The sequence below is a fragment of the Pseudolabrys sp. FHR47 genome, assembly GCF_005153485.1.
Taxonomy (GTDB): domain Bacteria; phylum Pseudomonadota; class Alphaproteobacteria; order Rhizobiales; family Xanthobacteraceae; genus Pseudolabrys.
Window position 1 is genome coordinate 4,325,374 of record NZ_CP039740.1, and the last position, 18,625, is coordinate 4,343,998.

Annotated in this window: 14 protein-coding genes; 6 read left to right on the plus strand and 8 right to left on the minus strand. The window is 59.9% G+C overall.

The features are described 5' to 3' along the window. Positions 1–113: 113 nt before the first annotated feature. From E8Q40_RS20950 to E8Q40_RS20980, 7 genes are all read right to left on the minus strand, one after another. Positions 114–1,097, minus strand: a complete 984-nt coding sequence (locus E8Q40_RS20950; protein ID WP_137046348.1) for an AraC family transcriptional regulator — start codon at positions 1,095–1,097, stop codon at positions 114–116. A 69-nt stretch (positions 1,098–1,166) separates the two neighbouring features. After that, positions 1,167–2,972, minus strand: a complete 1,806-nt coding sequence (locus E8Q40_RS20955) for a CocE/NonD family hydrolase (RefSeq protein ID WP_137046349.1) — start codon at positions 2,970–2,972, stop codon at positions 1,167–1,169. A gap of 48 nt (positions 2,973–3,020) precedes the next feature. Then, positions 3,021–3,683, minus strand: a complete 663-nt coding sequence (locus E8Q40_RS20960) for a PadR family transcriptional regulator (RefSeq protein WP_137046350.1) — start codon at positions 3,681–3,683, stop codon at positions 3,021–3,023. 13 nt (positions 3,684–3,696) lie between these two features. After that, entirely contained in the window at positions 3,697–5,850 is a 2,154-nt protein-coding gene (locus tag E8Q40_RS20965) for a hydantoinase B/oxoprolinase family protein (protein ID WP_137046351.1), read from the minus strand. Beyond that, positions 5,847–7,940 carry a hydantoinase/oxoprolinase family protein gene (locus tag E8Q40_RS20970; RefSeq protein WP_205995618.1) on the minus strand — a complete coding sequence of 698 codons (2,094 nt, stop codon included), beginning with the start codon at positions 7,938–7,940 and terminating at the stop codon, positions 5,847–5,849. The genes E8Q40_RS20965 and E8Q40_RS20970 overlap by 4 nt, the downstream gene beginning before the upstream one ends. A gap of 41 nt (positions 7,941–7,981) precedes the next feature. Continuing rightward, positions 7,982–9,031, minus strand: a complete 1,050-nt coding sequence (locus E8Q40_RS20975) for a hypothetical protein (protein WP_137046353.1) — start codon at positions 9,029–9,031, stop codon at positions 7,982–7,984. Between the two features lie 64 nt (positions 9,032–9,095). Next, on the minus strand, positions 9,096–10,016 hold the full coding sequence (locus tag E8Q40_RS20980; RefSeq protein ID WP_137046354.1) for an ABC transporter substrate-binding protein: 921 nt from the start codon (positions 10,014–10,016) through the stop codon (positions 9,096–9,098). Positions 10,017–10,213: 197 nt separating this feature from the next. On the opposite strand from E8Q40_RS20980, the gene E8Q40_RS20985 reads away from it, so the two are divergent. The 4 genes from E8Q40_RS20985 (at position 10,214) to E8Q40_RS21000 (ending at position 15,073) form a co-directional block, all read left to right on the plus strand. Then, positions 10,214–11,035 carry an ABC transporter ATP-binding protein gene (locus E8Q40_RS20985; protein WP_205995620.1) on the plus strand — a complete coding sequence of 274 codons (822 nt, stop codon included), beginning with the start codon at positions 10,214–10,216 and terminating at the stop codon, positions 11,033–11,035. 2 nt (positions 11,036–11,037) lie between these two features. Then, positions 11,038–11,787 (plus strand): ABC transporter permease, encoded by a 750-nt coding sequence (locus tag E8Q40_RS20990; protein WP_137046356.1) that lies wholly within the window; start codon positions 11,038–11,040, stop codon positions 11,785–11,787. Continuing rightward, positions 11,784–12,554 carry an ABC transporter permease gene (locus tag E8Q40_RS20995; RefSeq protein WP_137046357.1) on the plus strand — a complete coding sequence of 257 codons (771 nt, stop codon included), beginning with the start codon at positions 11,784–11,786 and terminating at the stop codon, positions 12,552–12,554. Before E8Q40_RS20990 ends, E8Q40_RS20995 begins: the two co-directional genes overlap by 4 nt. Positions 12,555–12,697: 143 nt before the next feature. Next, positions 12,698–15,073 carry a xanthine dehydrogenase family protein molybdopterin-binding subunit gene (locus E8Q40_RS21000; protein WP_137046358.1) on the plus strand — a complete coding sequence of 792 codons (2,376 nt, stop codon included), beginning with the start codon at positions 12,698–12,700 and terminating at the stop codon, positions 15,071–15,073. A gap of 21 nt (positions 15,074–15,094) precedes the next feature. Here the strand turns inward: E8Q40_RS21000 and E8Q40_RS21005 are convergent, their stop codons facing one another. After that, positions 15,095–16,024, minus strand: a complete 930-nt coding sequence (locus E8Q40_RS21005) for a LysR family transcriptional regulator (RefSeq protein WP_137046359.1) — start codon at positions 16,022–16,024, stop codon at positions 15,095–15,097. A 122-nt stretch (positions 16,025–16,146) separates the two neighbouring features. Between E8Q40_RS21005 and E8Q40_RS21010 the strand changes: the two genes are divergently transcribed. Together E8Q40_RS21010 and E8Q40_RS21015 are read left to right on the plus strand one after the other, a co-directional pair. After that, entirely contained in the window at positions 16,147–17,520 is a 1,374-nt protein-coding gene (locus E8Q40_RS21010; protein ID WP_137046360.1) for an MFS transporter, read from the plus strand. A gap of 28 nt (positions 17,521–17,548) precedes the next feature. Further along, entirely contained in the window at positions 17,549–18,544 is a 996-nt protein-coding gene (locus E8Q40_RS21015) for a dihydrodipicolinate synthase family protein (protein ID WP_137046361.1), read from the plus strand. Positions 18,545–18,625: the final 81 nt, after the last annotated feature.

An 18,625-nucleotide genomic window follows, 5' to 3' on the forward strand; every position in this document is an offset into this window, starting at 1 on the left:
CAAATCGTATCTGGCATCGCCGTCGTCACGACCGCGAACGCTCGACGTCAAATATTGACGACCTCATGAATACACTTCGGCGATTGACGCCCAGACTTTCCGATCCTCAATTTTCAAACACGGACAATTTGCCGTCGAATACACATATCGCTCGGACTGACACCCATCACGCGCCTGAATGTGCGGGAAAACGTGACCGGAGATGCATACCCGAGTTCTTCTGACACGAGCCCGATCGGAACGCCTGCTCCCAATCGTCGTACTGCGATGCACATGCGCCATTCCGTCACGAAATGCATTGGCGTTTGACCAACGCAATCAAAAAAAACACGTGAGAATGGGGCTCGTGACATGTTTGCTTGAGCCGCAAGCGTCGCCACCGTCCAGTTATCCCCTGGGTTACGATGGATAGCTTGTAGAGCACGCCCAATCTTGGGATGCAGCAAGCCGGATAACCAGCCTCTCGCCTCCGGAGCGCGAGTCCGGAGAAACGCGCGGACCGACTGAATGAACGCTAGATCTGCGATGCGGCCCGCGGCGGCCGCATAGCCGGGGATCGCCGATGATTCGTCGCTAGCAATAATGTCCAGTAACAATTCCAACGCGGGAAGCAATCCGTGATCAGCGGCGGGCACATGCAATAGACCCGGAAGCGATGCGACAAGCGGGTTTCGACGCGACTCGTGAATTCCCGAAACGACATCCAGAATGATGCAGTCGCTCCCTGCCTGCTCGCTCGAAAAGCGGATTGGCCGAGTGTACTGATGACCAGTACGCCATATGGAGTGCCCTACAGAATGAAGCAGCGATGCCACCGGCTTGGCAGCCAGACCTGGCTCCGATGCCAAGTAGTGGATTTTGCCTCGCGGAAAGACGATTATATCGCCTTTTCTAACCCGAACTGTCGGAAGTTCATCGCCATAGCACCACGTTTCACCGTCCAGGATGATGTGACTGATGACCGCGTCGAGCTTTGGATGCTCTATCGCCCAAGGAGCACTCATCCCGAATATCGCCAGGACCGTGCTTTCCATTTGAATGGAAGAAAGCGCGTCGCTAAGCGGATCATCCGTTTTGATTGCGCGACTTTCAGTCATTGTCGTTCGTCTAAGCTTTCAAAGTCCAAAGACGACGGCCTTTACGTAACGCCCTCCGGTCCCAGTAGGTCAGCCGGAGGGAATGATCGGAAGCAGTAGATGCGATGGCCGCTGCCCGTCGTGATAGACTTTGTGAAGCGTCGTCCTGCTGCTGCACAGATGATACGAGATGTATTCCACGTTGGTGGCGCCGCCGACGCCGGAGGGTACATCCATCGCCATGATGTCAACGCAAATGCGGTGCCCCGCCTTGAACAGATTGGCTGAGGACAGAATTTCGATCGCATACTCATTGACCTCGCCAGGCGTCACGGGTTTCTGCGCCGCCCGCGTCAAAGGATGCCACGGCCTGCCGGGCTTCGAGCGCTTCGGGTCCACCGCGCGATGCGACGCTTTCAGCCAGCCCCGTGACACCTCGCGCTCCGGCAAGCCGACGGGAACGGATCGTTCGCCCTCTTTCGCGGTCTGAACCGACGGATCGGGGCCGACATCCTTCAGGCTGACGATCCAATTGGTGTCGTCCTGGTCTATCGCTGCGAAAAGGTTGAGCACCGCCGGTCCCGCGATCAGCACGTCATGCGGAAGCGGCTCGGTCATGTAGCGCAACTTTTGCACCTCGACCGTCTGAGTGAGCGGCATCTGCACAAAGGCATCAGGCGCCTGATCCTCACCGGCGCTCGAGCGCACGAACTCCTGCGACTGCAAACGCCCCCAGCTCTTGAGATACAACGGCGTCCACTGCGTCTCGGGAAGCGGCCAATCATCGGCATAGCGCCATTCGTTCGCGCCCATAACCCAGAACTTGACCGGCGGGTCCGACATAACGCCGGTGTCCATGCCTTTCAGCCAATGGTCATACCAGCGCAGGATTTCGTGATGAAAGGCATGGAAGGGCCGCTCGACGTGAGCTGGACCGCACAGCAAGAGCTTCTTCGGCGACTTGATGTTGCCGAACCAGCTTTGCGCGCCATTCAAATGCGTTTTGTACGAGTATCCATACCATCCCGAGCCGGTGTAAGCCGGCACGTCGATCTTGTCGTAATCGGCCTCCGCCTGTGTGACCGTTTCCTCCCGGTCGAAAGGATCGATCAGCAAATCGAAAATTTGCGGCATGTGCTGACCCTTCATGGTCAACACGTTGTAGATATGCGGATACATCTTGTAGTCGGGATTCCGCATGGCCTCTTGCCACAGCTTCTCCTTGTCCGGCGGCAACGAGCCAGGCCGGCCCTTGTTCTGATGCATCACGATGTTGTGGCTGATCAGATAGCGAAACAGGTGCAACACGCCACCCGGATACTCTTCCCGGAAGCTTCCCAGTTTTCCGTACGAGCCGCGCGGGTCGAATGGAAAAATCGCCTTGAGGTGCGGCGGCCTCTGCTTGGCGACATTGAATTGCTCGGCGCCAAATCCGGAAATGCCGATCATGCCGACATTGCCATCGCACCAGGGCTGCTGCGCGATCCATTCGATCAAGTCGTAGCTGTCCCACTCGCGCGATCCGCCGCCCTCCGATTTGCCAAAGTTACGCGGCGCACCGATGATATGCGCATAACCTCGCGACGTGAGAAACTTGGTATCGCCTGCTTCGAGCCAGCCGCTCCACAGCGGCGACCATGCCGGCTGCGGCGACAACGCCTGCATGACGTCCGGCCCTTGCACGTCCTTGTTATAAACGGCGAAGGCGAGGAGCGCGGGCACTTTCTCGCTTGTGTCCGGCCGGTACACATCGACGCTGAGCCGCACGCCGTCGCGCATAGGAACGATTGTATCGCGCTCCTCCAAAAAGCCATCGAAAGTCGGCGGCCGATCGTATTGGCTTGGCGGCTCCTGCCCCGAGGACACGATACCCGAATGAACAATCGCTTTATGCATGACTCTTACGTCCTGACCAGATCGAATTCGCGGATTGATCGCAAGGCATCAAGCGCGAATGGCTTTTTTCTCGGCCTTGCGGCGCTTCCCGATAGCGACCCGTCCTGCCGGCTTAGGCTTTGATGGAATCTCCTGAGGGCTCAGGCTGTCCAACCACTCGAGAGCCTGCTTGCACCATCGAAGCTCCAACTCGGCCCGGCCGATGTCGCCGTCGTTCACCAGCCGCTTGAGACCGATAATCAGTTTCCACTCTCTGCGGTCGTGGCTGGCCAATCGATCCTTGAGACGGGGATGTGTACGATCGAGTATCGATTGCTGGATGATGCGGCACGCCGCAAGAACACGCTCGTAGTGAGCACGGTGCCGTTCAAGATGCTGACGTATCGTGTCCCGATCTGATTCATCCAAGAACAGCAGTTGAATGCGCTCAGGATCACGCCTGGGCGGATAATCGACTTCCGATTCGACCCATCGTTTCAGCGCGTCTTTTCCGACCCCTGTTAAACGATAAACGCAGCGATTCAGCCGATCGGAAGCAGAGACTTTTCCCTCGATCAGCCCCTCTTCCTCCAACCGACGCAGTTCGGGATAGATCTGGCTCGTCGATGCCTCCCAATAGGCGCCGGCGCCAAGCGAGAACGCGCGCCCAAGATCGTAGCCTGTGGAGGGCGTAGAACTGAGAAATCCAAGAATTGCATAGCGCAGTGACATTTCCGCTTCCGTTTCAATGTATCCGGTCGTGGCCGCTCAATAGGCCATCGACAGAGGTCAGATCGAGTATGGTGTCGTCAGGCGGCCTCACATCCTTGAAGTGAAAGTCGACTGACAACAACGTGCCCGACGCCGGACAATAATACGCAGTCGCCGCCAGATCTTCGTGCAAAACAATACCGAACTCAGCGGGCAGCTTGCGCCAGCTGGCCGACGCCGCGCCCGAACGCCAACGCGTCGACCCGGTGCACAGGATGTATCCGGCCTTGGTGACGACGTGCCAGCCGCGCCTGTCTTTGGCGAGGCTGAGCGCATCGCTCAGGTTAAAGAGCGGAGTGCCTTGGAAGATACGCTCCGGTTCGGACCGAAAGGCGCCGCCGACCCGAGCAAGCCGAATTTTTGCCCGCTCCTCCTCGGTGGCGCGTAGATCGAGACCACCGTCGACAATCACGCCATACACGACTTTCGCCGCTTCGGCCGATACAGCCCCGCCCTTCACATCCTTCGCGACCGTTTCTGGGTCCCTCTCGATGGGATCGCCATAACCGCCGCCGCCCTGCCACGACACCGCGAATACGTCACGATTTGTCATACGCATCAGGCCGGGCTTCGGGCCGAAGGTCTCCCAGCTTCCATTCTGCAGCCGGCCATCTCGCACGGCATCGCGGCCAAACGTTTGACGAATGGTCGCGCCTGGCCATCCACCGCCAAGACCTTGCGAATTCGGCACCTCGACGCCGTGCGTCATGATCAGAGCGGAGGCATGATCGATACCGCCAAGGGTAAACGACACCTCGGCGCTCAAGCCGCCACGGAAGCGGCCCGGCCCGCCGGTGTCCGGCGCTAATTTGCGTTGAAAATAAAAGAGCGGAGCCACTTGCTCGTTTCGTTCAACGTCGGCAATGCATGAAACCGGAGACGTGATCGGTCCACCGGCATTGACACCGTCTCTGGCGGGAAAGGCGGCAGATCCTGCCGCGATCGGATCCATGAGATGGAGACCGAACGGCTCACCGAACTGATTGACGCCGCCGAGATTGAATGTCGCCATCGCTCCCGCATTCAGGCCCTGCGCGCGATGCTGGTAGCCCGGCGATACCGCCAGAATTTTGTTCAGACCCAACATGATTGCGTTGCCAGCCACCCAGATAGCTTCCACGGTGGCCGATCCGACCGGAGCCGGAAACTGCGCCGTGCAGATCAGGCCATCGGGCGCGACAACTTCAATGGGCGTGAGGCAGCCCTGATTCCAGGGCATGTCGTAGGCAAACGTCGGCAAAATCGACCCGGCAACGGCGCCCATCAGGCCCGAACGACTGGCGTTGATAAATCCGGGCGCCTGAGGACTCGAATTGCTGAAATCCAGCGTCAGCTTGTCCGCCTTTTTAGTGAGCCGGACATCGAGTTTGTAGAGCACATTGTCGTGTCCGTCGTGCTCGAGGAAGTCCTGTGCGTGGTACTCGCCGTCCGGCAGCTCCTGCAACCTCGCCCGCATACGAACTTCTGACGACGCAATGACACGCTGCATGGCTTCGTGGATCACATCGGCGCCATAGCGGCCGGTGAGCTCCGATATTCGATCCGTTGCAACATTCAATGTCGCGATAAAGGCCCGAATATCGAGGCCGAGCAGCGCCGGAAGCCGAGACGCCGAGACAATCATTTCGAGCACGTCGTCGCGCATCGTCCCGGCGTCGACCAACTTGACGCAAGGAATTCGCAGCCCCTCTTGATGAACCTCGCGCGCCTTCGGACACCAGCTGGCGAAATCCATGCCGCCGACGTCGGTCTCGTGCGCTTCGACAGCAGCCCATGCGATCAACCGGTCGTCGACAAAGATCGGCGCCACCATCTGCACGTCGTTTTGATGCAGTGCCGCAATATAAGGATCATTGCCGATGAACATGTCGCCTTTCCGAACGACCATGCCGGGCCGCGACACGATATGCCGGATGAAGGCGCCGGAAACCGGCGCGTGGAAGGCGACCTGGAAGCCCATCGACGCGACGTCGCCCTCGGCCGTGAAAAGGCCGGTGAAGAAGTCCGACGCTTCCGTCACCGTCGGAGATCCGGACACGCTTTGCAGCGCGACGCGCATTTCCTCGGTAATCGCAATCAAGCGATTTCGGATGACTTCAAAGATGACTGGATTGAGGGAGTCGCTCATTGTACCGCCTGCGTCACGTGCAGATTGCCAAACTGATCGGCCGCCGCACGCGACCCGGGAGGGACCACGACGCTTTGACCGGGAAATTCGATGATGCATGGGCCGACAATCTCTGCACCGGGAGGCGGAAAGAGTGTTTGAAAAATGTCGGTCTCGACCGCGTTGGCAGGGTCATCGAAGACCACCTTGCGGCTGCCCCGCCGACGCAGCTCGTCGCCAGAGCCAGCAATCGATGGCGGGATCATTCTGACGGAGGCCGTAGCTTGAACCGACAGAATTTCGTAGCCCGCCTGCGCAAAGCTGGCGCCGCCACCGAACAAGCTCTCGTACTGCTGTTGGAACGCCGTCACAACCCGCTGATAGGCCGCTCCATCGAACACGCTGCCGACGAACGGCACATCCAAATGATGGGCCTGTCCCCGAAACCTAACCGAAACACTCGACTCCATCTGAATGTCTTCGACGGCGCCCGCCGTCCGTAACAGCGCTTGCGCCTCTTCACGCGCCGCATGCATGGCCTCGCTGACCGCCTGCAATCGATCCGACGCGGGCTCCCCGCGCGGCGGAATGCGGACATAGATCGGCCGTTCCGCGACATATCCGAGATCGCAATTCGCGGTTCCGAACGCGGACTGGGCGGTCGCCGCCGCCGGCACCACAAAACCGGGCAATCCGAGTTCGGTGCTCAGCACCCATGCATGGGACGGCCCCGCGCCGCCATTGGCCAGAAGAACGAAATCAAGCGGGTTGTAGCCGCGCTCGAGCGTCATCCGCCGCAAGAGATCGGCCATCCTACTGTCGAGAACCTTGCGGATGCCCCACGCCGCTTCGTTAACCGTCATGCCCAAGGGCTTCGCGATCTTGTCGTGAATTGCCCGTCGCGCAGCCTCGACATCTAGCCGCATGCGTCCGCCGATGAAGTTGTCCGGATCGAGAACGCCCAGTACGAGATCGGCATCGGTTGCCGTCGGTTCCGTGCCGCCGCGCCCATAGCACGCCGGACCGGGATTGGCTCCCGCGCTGCGCGGCCCAACGCGGAGTTCTCCCCGATCGACCGAAGCGATGCTTCCACCACCGGCGCCGATCGAATCGACATCGATCGAACGGACCTTCATGTCTGCGCCCGCCAGCGTGATTTCGGCACGAGTGATCGGCTGACGGTCGACAATCACGCCGACATCGAAGCTCGTGCCGCCGATGTCGGTCGTCAGGATGTTTCCAGACCCGATCAGGTCGCCAATCGCCTGGGATCCCTTGACGCCCGCGGCCGGGCCCGAGAACACCGCGAAGACCGGTCGATCGTTGAGAAGCTTGGTCGGCAACACGCCGCCCGAGCAGGTCATCATCAGGATCGGCACCTTCATGCCGGCGTTGCGGAGAATATCCTCCAGGCGCGCGAGATAACGCCCGGCAATGGGCCCGAGCGACGCATTAGCGACCGTGGTCGACATCCGCGAATACTCGCCGACGCTCGGCGAAATCTCATGCGAAAGGCTGACAAACACGTCTGGCAGGATCTCGTTGACCAACTCGCGCAACTTCAACTCATGCGTGGGATTGACCACGGAGAACAAAGTGCAAATGGCGATCGCTTCCGGCTGTTCGCCGCGCAGGCTTTCGAGGCTGCGTCTTATCTGCTGCTCGTCGAGCGGCACGATAACTTTGCCACTGGCATCGATCCGTTCTTCGCACTCGATGATGCGGGAGCGCGAAACAAGCGGCAAATGACGGTTACGGAAGTATGCGTCCGTCATCTCGAGCTCATTCATGCCGGATGTTTGCCGTCGCAGCCGGCCGATTTCCAGCGTATCGCCGAAGCCTTTCGTCGTCAGAACATAGGTCTTGGCCGCCGAGCCGGTGAGCAACGCGTTCAGCCCGACCGTCGTGCCGTGTCCGAAGCGAGCGATACTCGCGCAAAACGATTCGAAGCTTACTTCATACGAGGCGGCAGCGAGTTTGATGGCCTCGATCACACCGCCAATAACGTCTTTTGTGGTGGGCGCTTTGAAGACTCTGGCTCGTCCATCATCTCCTGCGACCCAAATATCCGTGAACGTGCCGCCCACATCGGTTCCGACAAAGTACTGCAAGCTAATCCCCAGAACTGTATGCTTTCACTGAGCCCAAATTTTCATACCGCGTGCGCGTCGCACACCTCGGTGTGAATCTTCAATATTTGCCGCACGAGCTCGGGCTTGCGCGCACGGGAAATGCCGCATTCGGTCGCGACACCGAAGTCGCCGACATATCGTCGAGCCACCTCCATTCGCTTCCGCGTTCCCGCCACTCCGTCCGCGGCGTGTACGAGACCAAGATAGAGCTCGGTCTCAGGACCAAGCTTTAGGTCGCGCAGCGGCCTGAAGAACTCATCGTCACTCCGGCTAAGCGGTACCGGCATGTGGATATATGTGATCGGCCGAGCGATCGATTGCGTCATCGCATTGGCCACTTCAACCATGCGCCCCGCATCCTTCGGTTCGATAAAGTGCTTGGCACCGAAGTCGCCGTAGCAAAGATGGATGCCGAGCTCGACGTCGCCCGGTACGGCGGCGCAAATGCGCGCCATTCGCGCCATGATCTCCGACATCGATGCATTGATCAGGGGGAACCAGTTCTGCGACTGACCGTCGAGAATGATCATCTCGTGGCAGAAGTCCCACTGAATGCAGAGATCTTTGTGAGGAATAGCTCGGCAGATGGCCTCCACTTCACGGATCATCGCCTTTTCGTAGGCCGCGTCGATCGCGATGAGATTGCGCGGCGTACAGAAGGCGTAGACCACGCCCATCGGCGTCGGCAGGCAGACCTGGAAGCGGGATTCGCGCGGCACGTCGCCTCGCTCGCGCGCAGCGCAGAAATCGACATAGGATCCCTTCGCTTCCCGCAAGTAGCCGAGTTCGCCGAATTGCACCTCATCGTCCTGGACGCCGTCTGCGAGGCAAAGCAACGGAAATCCAGAGGTCGCCCGGACCGCACCACTTGGATCCGGACGAAGATAGGGACTGGCCCGCAGCGCAGGATATTGGAAACTCGCCCAAAGCCGCCGCGGGCCAGGCTCACCATCGGGGATACGGCGAAGGCGACTGCCAAAGAGCGGGCCGACCGTACGAAAAATTTCTTCTACCGATTCGAGCCCAATACTGCCGACCAGGTGCACATGATTGACCGCTTGCTTTGTCATGGCGCTACTTTCATTACCGAAATCAAGCAACGGACTCGAAATTACGGGCGACCCAGAGCCACATTCACTTCCAGATCAGCGCATTTGCATCGACCGGCTTCTTCAGAAACCCTAGTTCGCGCGAGATATCGGCCTGATACTGGAAATCGTCGGCCGTTTGTTTGAATTGCCAGACAGGGAAAGTCGGAGGCACCACACGCAGATATTTCCCTGCGATCTTCTTGGCCTCTTCGGGATTCTGCTGAATAAACGCGAGCCCCTGGTCCATCGATGCGCGGAACGCCTTGACGGCGCCGGGATTGGCTTTCGCCCAACTGCGCAGCGACTGCCAATAACCCATCATCATGTTGTCGCGAAGATCGCTCGCGATATTGGCGACAAGAACCGAGTCCGGGTCCCGCAGAATGCCACCGCGGAAGGGCTCGATGACCGCAATCGCATCCACCAAGCCGCCCTTCAGCACGCTACCCATTTGCGGCAAAGGCAATTCGATAAAGGTCACCTTGTTGGGATTGACCCCATTCTTCGCCACCCATTCCATAGCGAATATATGAACCACGCTGTTCAGCCCAGGCACTGCGATCTTTTTTCCGACGAGATCGGCCGCCGTCTTAATGCCGGAGCCCTTGCGCGCGATCAGACCGACTATCGGATTTTGTTTGGTGTCGCGCGTCAATCCATAGACAGCAACAAGATCGAGGCCACCTTCATTCGCCATCATCATGTTTGGCCCAGTGCCAAGGCCAATCTGCACGTCGCCGGCCGTCATAGCGGAGGCGACGTTCGAGGCCAGGACGATCGGCTTGAGCGTGACATCGAGCCCGTTCTTCTCGAACAGCCCCTGCTCCTTGGCCACGAAAGCCGGAAGAAAGTCCATCGCTGGAATGTAGCCGACGCTGATCTTGGTCTGCGCGAAGGCCGGCGCGTGCACTGCAGCAGCCAGGACGAACGCCAAGCCGAACGAAATAAGCCGCTTGATTGTCATCACTTCCTCCCTCGATGGCCCGCCGGTAACGAGCGCCTTGTTGTTTTTTAATTTAACGGACGCTAGCCACTGGACGCCGACCTGTCAATCTTATACCGTACAATTCTTACTGGTTTGGCCAACAAGAGCCGAACGCGATCCAATAACAAGCACGCCCGGTGTCGCCCGGAGCGATGCAGGGACGGGAGGAAGTGTCGATGGCGGCCGATGCCGGGAGCGCGCTTGCGTACGACGCAGATGTGGACACGTCCGCAGACCTGAACGCACCGCATATTCTATCGCTCGATGGCGTCACACTTTCCTATGGCGCCAATCTCGTCCTCGATCGCATCACTCTTGGCATTGCGAGCGGCGAGTTCTTGTGCATCGTCGGGCCGTCCGGGTGCGGCAAGACAACGTTGCTCCGCCTTCTCGCCGGCCATGTCACGGCGTCCTCCGGCACGATGCTGTTCAAGAACGCGCCAATCACGAAGCCGTCGCGCGACCGCGCCATTGTTTTTCAAGACTACAGTCGCTCGTTGCTGCCCTGGCGCAAGGTGTGGGCCAATGTCGCGCTTGCCCTCGAAGGGCAAGGCCTTTCGAAAAGAGACCGGCGCGAGAGATCGCAAGCCCTGTTGGCGCAAATGAACCTTGCACACGTCGCCGACCTCTATCCAGGCGCCCTGTCGGGCGGCATGCAGCAGCGCGTGCAAATCGCCCGCTGTCTTGCCCAGGAACCGTCGCTGCTTCTGATGGACGAACCGTTCGGCGCGCTCGACGCCATCACGCGCCAGTCTCTTCAGGACGAAGTCAGCCGGCTAGCCGCCGAGAAAGATCTCACGGTCGTATTCATCACCCATGATCTCGAGGAGGCAATTTATCTCGGTGACCGTGTCGTTTCGCTGGCAGCGCGGCCAGGACGCGTTGGCGACGTCGTGAAGATCAACCTACCGCGACCGCGTAACCAGCTGACGACACGCGAAGAACCGCTGTTCCTCCAATATCGTCATCGTCTTTTCAAACAGCTCGAAAGGCACTGACGATGGTATCGTGGCGCGGCCTCCTCATTCCGGCTTTGCTGCTCGCAGGGTGGGAAGTCGCCGGGCGCACCGGCGCCATTCCCGACGCGTTGTCGCAACCCAGCCTGATGATCCAGGCGATTGGGACCTCGGCGCTCGACGGCTCGCTTCCGCTCGCCACGCTGCAAACCTTGCAGACGACCCTGCTTGGCCTTCTTCTCGCCGCAGCTCTCGGCATCGCCATTGGGTTATTGCTCGGCATATCGCCGTTTCTCAACGGCGTCATTGGGCCATCGGTCGAGGCATTTCGGCCGGTTCCGGCAATCGCCTTGGTGCCACTGGCCCTGCTCATTTTCGGATTTGGCCTCTCTCTCGAGATTAGCATCATCGCTTTTGCCTGCGTCTGGCCCATCATCATCGTGACGATGTCGGCAGTGCAAGGTCTCGACGAACGCTTCACGCAGATCGCGCGCGGGCTCGAATTCTCCCTGTTTCAGCGCATCGTCAAATTCATTCTGCCGGCAACCATCGGGCGCATATGGGTGGGCATCCGTGTCGCCACAGGCATCGCCCTGATCGTGGCCGTCACGGTTGAAATCGTCATCAATCCGCGCGGCCTAGGCTACGCCATGATCTACGCGCAGCAAATGCTCCAGGTCGATCTCGTCTACGGCTACGTCGTTTGGACCGGGCTCCTGGGATGGTTGCTCAACCTCCTCATCCAATCCATCGATCGAAATTGGCTTTCACGCTACGCGATGGAGGGACGATGAACCGCCGTCGATTTGTCATGCGCCTGGCCGCCGTCGCATTTGCGCTAACGCTATTGGCGCTTTGGCAGCTATTGGCCAGCTCCAACGTGATTTCCGCGGTCTTCTTTCCGCCGCCAACCCGCTCGCTGCAGGCGCTGTCTGAACTGATCACGAGTGGCCGCATATGGGAACCGCTCGCCGCAACATTGGAGCGAATGGCTCTTGGATGGGTCTTGGCATCGGCCGCCGGCATAGCTCTGGGCGCGCTTATCGGAAGCTCGAAGGTGCTGCGCGCATATCTCGAACCTACGCTCGAATTCTTTCGTCCCCTGCCGGCCTCGGCGATCATCCCGCCGGCTATTCTGCTGTTGGGTCTCGGCCAGACCATGGCCGTCTTCGTCATCGCCTTCGGTGCGATTTGGCCCGTGCTTCTTGGGAGCGTTCATGGGTTCAAGCGCATCGATCCGCGGCTTGCAGAAGTCGCCCGATCGCTCGAGATGAGCCGGGCTGAGTTCTTGTACAAGATCGCCCTGCCAAGCGCCTTGCCCGACATTTTTGCAGGCTTGCGCATCAGCCTCGCGGTCTCTCTCATCCTGACCGTCGTCGTCGAGATGCAAGCAAGTCAACCTGGGCTCGGTCAGAACATCCTGCTGGCGCAACGCATCTACCGAAGCCCCGAAATCTATGCCGGAATTTTTATCCTGGGTCTAACCGGTTATCTAACCAACGTCGTTCTCACATCGATCGAGTCTCATCTGCTCGCCTGGCGTCGGGCTCTTCGCCATTAGCCGCCCGCGATGGTGCCCGACGCAGTTCGCAAGTTTGCCACATACTTGATGAGGAAGACGCCCAATACCGAAAACTGCCGCTGCAATGCGACTGAAGCGGCCAGTATCATTTTTGTTCATAAAAACGCGAATGGGAGGGAAAGATGGCCAAGTTCGGGATAGGTCAAGCGGTTCGCCGCGTCGAGGACCAGCGTTTTCTCACCGGCACCGGTTCGTATGTCAGTGACATATCGTTGCCAAGGCAATGTCATGGGGCCGCGGTTCTCTCCACACACGCTCATGCCGCTATCAAGAGTGTCGACGTGTCTGCCGCGCTGGCTTCTCCCGGCGTGCTTTGCGTGCTGACCGCGGCCGACGCAAAGACCGACAAAATTGGCGGAATTCCACCTTTTTTCATGCCGGAAGCGTGGGGTGGCCCGAAAGGCTATGCGACATTACGGCCGGTCCTGGCCGATCGTGCGCGCTGCGTCGGCGAGCGCATCGCGTTCGTTGTCGCCGAGACTGAGGCGCAGGCTCGCGATGCGGCCGAATTGGTCGAGGTTGAATACGACCCACTGCCGGCCGCCATCGACGTTGAAGAAGCCGCCCAATCGGTCGCACCGAAACTCTGGAGCGACAACCCCAACGGTAATATCGGAGTCACGATCGCCTTTGCCGATAAAACGGCAACGGATGCTGCATTCGCCGCCGCACGACACGTCGTCAAGCTCAGGCTTTACAACAATCGGGTGACGGCAACCGCCATCGAACCCCGCGCCGCCCTGGGCATGTATGACGCGGCGAACGACAGCTACACGTTATACACGGCCTCACAAGACCCGCACGGAATCCGCAGCAGCCTCGCCTCCGCCATCTTCGGTATCCCGGAAACGAAGATCCGCGTTATTTCGCCCGATGTCGGCGGCGGATTCGGCATGAAGGCCAATCTCTATCCCGACGACGTCCTCGTCCTGTGGGCGTCCAAGCGATGCGGCCGGCCGGTAAAATGGACGGCGACGCGTACGGAAAGCCTGATGTGCGATACGCACGGCAGGGACCAGGTTATCTACGGTGAGCTGGCACTGGATGAGGCTGGCAAAATTCTCGGTATCCGTGCCAACGCCTATCAGAGCCTCGGCGCTTATTGGTCCGCGGCGATTACAGCTCCGCTCTTCTTTTCACTGATGTTGATACCGAGCGTATATGACGTAGCGGCCGTCGATCTGACGACAAATGCGGTGTTCACGAATACGGCGCCAACTTCCGTCTACCGCGGCGCGGGACGACCGGAGGCGATTTATTTCATCGAGCGCCTGCTCGACCGCGCCGCGCAGGTGACTGGCATCGACCGAGTCGAGCTGCGGCGACGGAACCTCATCAAACCTGACGCCCTCCCCTACCACACGCCGACTCATCAAAACTACGACAGCGGCGATTTCCAGCGGATGATGGACCGATGCCTGGAGCTCGCCGACTGGAACGGATTCGAGGCGCGCCAGTTAGCGAGCCGGAAAGCAGGCAAGCTGCGCGGCCGGGCGATCACGCCTTACATCGAAATCGGCGGGGTGTTTAACGAGCGCATGGAGTTGCGCTTCGATCCGGGCGGAACGGTATCGATCATTGCCGGCACACACTCGCACGGCCAAGGCCATGCCACAGCCTTTGCGCAACTTGTGTCCGAATGGCTCGGCGTGCCGTTCGACTCGGTCCACTACATCCAAGGCGATACGGAAAAAGTCGCGTTCGGCCGAGGCACATTCGCGGCCCGCAGTTCCATGGTTGGCGGGGTTGCTTTGCGCTTTGCCGCAGATGGCATCATCGCCAAGGCGAAACAGATGGCGGGCGCGCTGCTCGAAGCCGCCGAAAACGACATCGAATTTAATAAGGGCATGTTTACCGTGGCGGGGACCGACAAGCGCATTCCCCTGACGGCCGTCGCGAAAGCCTTCTTCGCGCCCGCTGGCCCCGTCCTCAAATTCGGTCTCGGCCTTGACGCCGTAGGGACTTACTCAGGCGTCCCGGGCGGGGCTCCCAACTATCCCAACGGCTGCCAAATCTGCGAGGTTGAGGTCGATCCGGAAACTGGCCTCGTCACCATCGACCGTTTTGCGGCGGTCGACGATCTCGGCATGGTCATAAACCCTGCCATTTGCGAGGGGCAGATTCACGGCGGTATTGCCCAAGGCGCAGGACAAGCGCTCCTTGAGGGCATCGCCTACGACGGGTCGGGCCAGCTGCTGACCGGCAGCTTCATGGATTATGGGATACCGCGAGCCTCCACGCTCCCGAACATTGCGTCCGCTCTCGAGGAAGTACCCGCCAAGACCAATCCGCTCGGCATCAAGGGCATCGGCGAATCCGGCACGATCGGCGCGCCGCCGACGATCGTCAACGCGGTCCTTGATGCGCTGCATCCACTTGGCGTCGAGGCAATCGACATGCCTCTAACCCCGTCTCGGGTATGGCACGCTATCCAGATTGCACAGCAGTCAGCCGAGACCACCGTCGCAAAAGGCAGGAAGCCGCCATCGTCGCCTTAAGCGACTTCCGACGCTGTAAGACTACTCGTCTTTGTTGGCTGTCGTGCCAACCGTGGTCTTGATGAGATTGCGCAGCCAGCGATGCCCCGCATCGCGATCATGCCGGGGATGCCATAACTGCTCGAAACTCAGCTCCGGAACACGGAACGGCGCGGGGATCGGGAAGATGACCAGATTGGCTGACGACCGAAAGATATTAACGAGCCTGCGTCTCGTATGAGCGACGAGATCGGTGCCGCGCACTAGGCCCGGAATTGCGGTGTAATGTGCCACCGTCGCGACGACACGGCGCGAAAGGCCCATTGCCGCGAAGATGTCGTCGAGTTGCACGCCGGAATCGAGATTGGGCGCGACGGTCACGTGGGGTGACGCCAAATACGACCGCTCGTCCATACGTCCATTTTTGAGACGTGGGTTATTTTTGTCCGCGACGCTCACCAGGACATCGCGATAAAGCTCTTGACGCAAGATCTCCGCCGGCACGTTGGGAAACACGCCCACGGCGATTTCCACCTCGTCCTTGAGCAGACGCGCACAGGATTCGCGCGGGCCCGACGTGGTCACCAGCAGATCGATGTTAGGGGCGGTCTTTCGCAGTTTACGAATGATTGCCGGAAGCGCCTCGACGTTCATTGCGTCGCTCATCGACAGCCTGAACGTACGATGTGTAGTGCCCGGATCAAACGCATCGCGCGTGCTGACGATCGACTGGATTTCAGCGAGCACGGCCTTGATCGGCTCGCGCAGGGCCAGCGCCCGTTCGGTCGGCTCCATGCCGCGCGGCCCGCGCGTCAATAATGGATCGGCAAACACGCCCCGCAACCGTTTAAGCGCGTGACTGAGCGCCGATTGCGTCATGCCGAGCCTGTCGGCCGCTCGCGACACATTGCGCTCGGAGATCAGCGCATCGAAGGCAACCAGCAGATTGAGGTCGATGGATCGTAGATTCATGGCCGGGCACTATGAATGAGATGCATGATCTTATGACAATAACCTGAATTGCATTTCTTGTCGCGCCCCCGATGATCATGGGTAAGCCCGCAACAAATCACATGGGCAATTCGGAGGAGACCATGGTCGCAGTGGACCAAACCCATTTTCACGAGTCGAAAGCGGCCGAGGTGGCCGCCCGGATTGAGCGCCTCCCGCTGTCATCCTGGCACGTCAAGGCCCGGGTCATCATTGGCGTCGCCACATTCTTTGACGCGTTCGATGCTCTCGCCATCGCCTTCGTGCTGCCGGTTCTGGTGCCGTTGTGGAAGCTCACCGGCCCCCAGGTCGGTTTCATGATCTCGGCCGGCTATCTCGGCCAGCTTGCGGGCGCCTTGTTCTTCAGTTGGGTCGCGCAGCGCTTCGGCCGGATGCGAGCACTGGTTTGGTCCATCCTCGTCCTGTCGGTGATGAGCTTCGCATGCGCCTTCGCGTGGGACTACCAGTCTCTCCTCATATTCCGCACATTGCAGGGTCTCGGCCTCGGCGGCGAAGTGCCGATCGCAGCCGTCTACATCAGCGAGATCACGCGCGCCAAAGGCCGCGGCCGCTTCGTGCTGCTTTTCGAGCTGATCTTCCCGGTCGGCCTTGTTGCCGCCGGCGTGATCGCCCGCTGGGTCGTGCCGACCTTCGGCTGGCACTACATGTTCCTGATCGGCGCGATACCGGCGCTGCTTCTGTTTTTCCTGCAGCGTCAGCTCCCGGAATCGCCGCGCTGGCTGGCTTCACGTGGTCGCGGCGCTGAGGCGGAAGCAGCTCTCGCCTACATCGAACGCGAGACCGAGAAGGCGACGCGTCAGCCGCTGCCGGTGGCCGAGGTATCGGTCGCGTCTCAGGAACGCCCTGCAACCTGGTCTGACCTCTTCGGCCCGATCTATCTGCGTCGCACGCTCGTTGCCTGGACAATCTGGTTCGCAGCTTACCTCATCACCTACGGACTGACGGTCTGGCTGCCGACGATCTACCGCACCGTATTCCATCTGCCGCTTGAGCAGTCCCTGCAATACGGCTTGATCACGCAGGTATTCGGCCTTCTGGGTGCGCTGCTCTGCGCTCTCACGATCGACTACTTCGGTCGTCGCCCGTGGTTTGCCGTGGCCTTTGTGGGAGCGGCAGCGGCGCTGGTCGGCCTCTGGTTCATCGGCGCGCAGACGCCGCAACGCGTGGTCGCCCTCGTCAGCCTCGCCTTCTTCTTTTCATCCGTCGTATCGCTCGGCGCTTATCTCTACACGCCGGAACTCTACCCCACGCGCGCCCGAGCCATGGGTGTCGGCGTTGCGACGGCGTGGCTTCGTCTTGCCTCGATGATCGGCCCGAGCGTGGTCGGCATGATGATCGGCGGCGGACTGGAAAATGTGTTCCTGGCATTCGGCTTGATCGCCGCGATTGCTGCGGTCGTCACGGCGATTTTCGCCGTCGAGACCAAGAACCGTGTTCTCGAAGAAATCTCTCCCTGAACCCGCCCAAAGACAGAAAGGACTGAATATGAAGAAAAAGACGATCGGAGACCATCTTTACGTCGCCGCTTTGCTACCCTACGACCGCGACATGAAAGTCGACGAGCAAGCCTACCGCCGATTCTTGCGGCACTTCCTCGACAACGACAAGTTTGTACGCATGGGCGGCGGCATCTGCGTCAACCCCGAAGCAGGTGAAATCTTCTACCTGACGCGCGAAGAAAAGCGGCGCGTCCTCGAAATTGCGATGGAGGAAATCAACGGCAAGGTTCCGGTTATTGCCGGCACCTGGGCGATCACGACAGAAGAAACCGTTGAAACCGCCAAAGACTGCAAGGCACTTGGCGTCGACGGCATCTTCGTCACGCCTCCCGGCGGAGCTCAGGACGTCACGTCATGCTGGGACGCCGACGGCTATCCGGAAATCTGGCTGGATCAGATCATCGCGCAGGACCGGGCGGTCGATTTGCCGATCGTCACGCATCCTGTCGGTGGCGCCAAGCCGCCGTTCTATCCCGGCCTGCCGCTCGAAGCGACCTTGCGCATCTGCCGCGAGGTGAAGAACATCGTCGGCTGGAAGATGACCTACACCTACGAAGGCTTCAACCTGATCGCCAAGGGCTTGCGCGGTCTCGACCGCCATGTCGCCGTCATGGCCGCGCTCGCCTCGCGCTTCCATGAATACAAGGCCACCGGCATGTTCGACGGGACTCTGTCAGGCTTCTGGAATTTTGCGCTCAATCCCATGCTCGACCATCTCGAAGCCTGGGATCAGAACGACGTCGTCAAGGCGCGCAATATCTGGGACGGCGGTCTGTCGCAGCTCCATTCGTACGTCGCCGACATGGGCAGACTGCATATCCGCTACAAGACGGCCACTTGGCTGTGCGGTCTGATCCCGCATCCGTTCATGCGAGCGCCGATGCCCATGCCGCAGCAAAAAGAGATCGATACTTTGTATCAACTCCTCAAGAATCTCGGCGTGCCGGTCATCGACCTCAAGGAGACGCGGCTAGCCGCCTAACGCCAAAACATGCTCCCGGGTGTTTCGCGCCACCAAGCCGAAACGCCCGGGGGCTTCTTTTGCGTTCCGGCCTACGGCAGA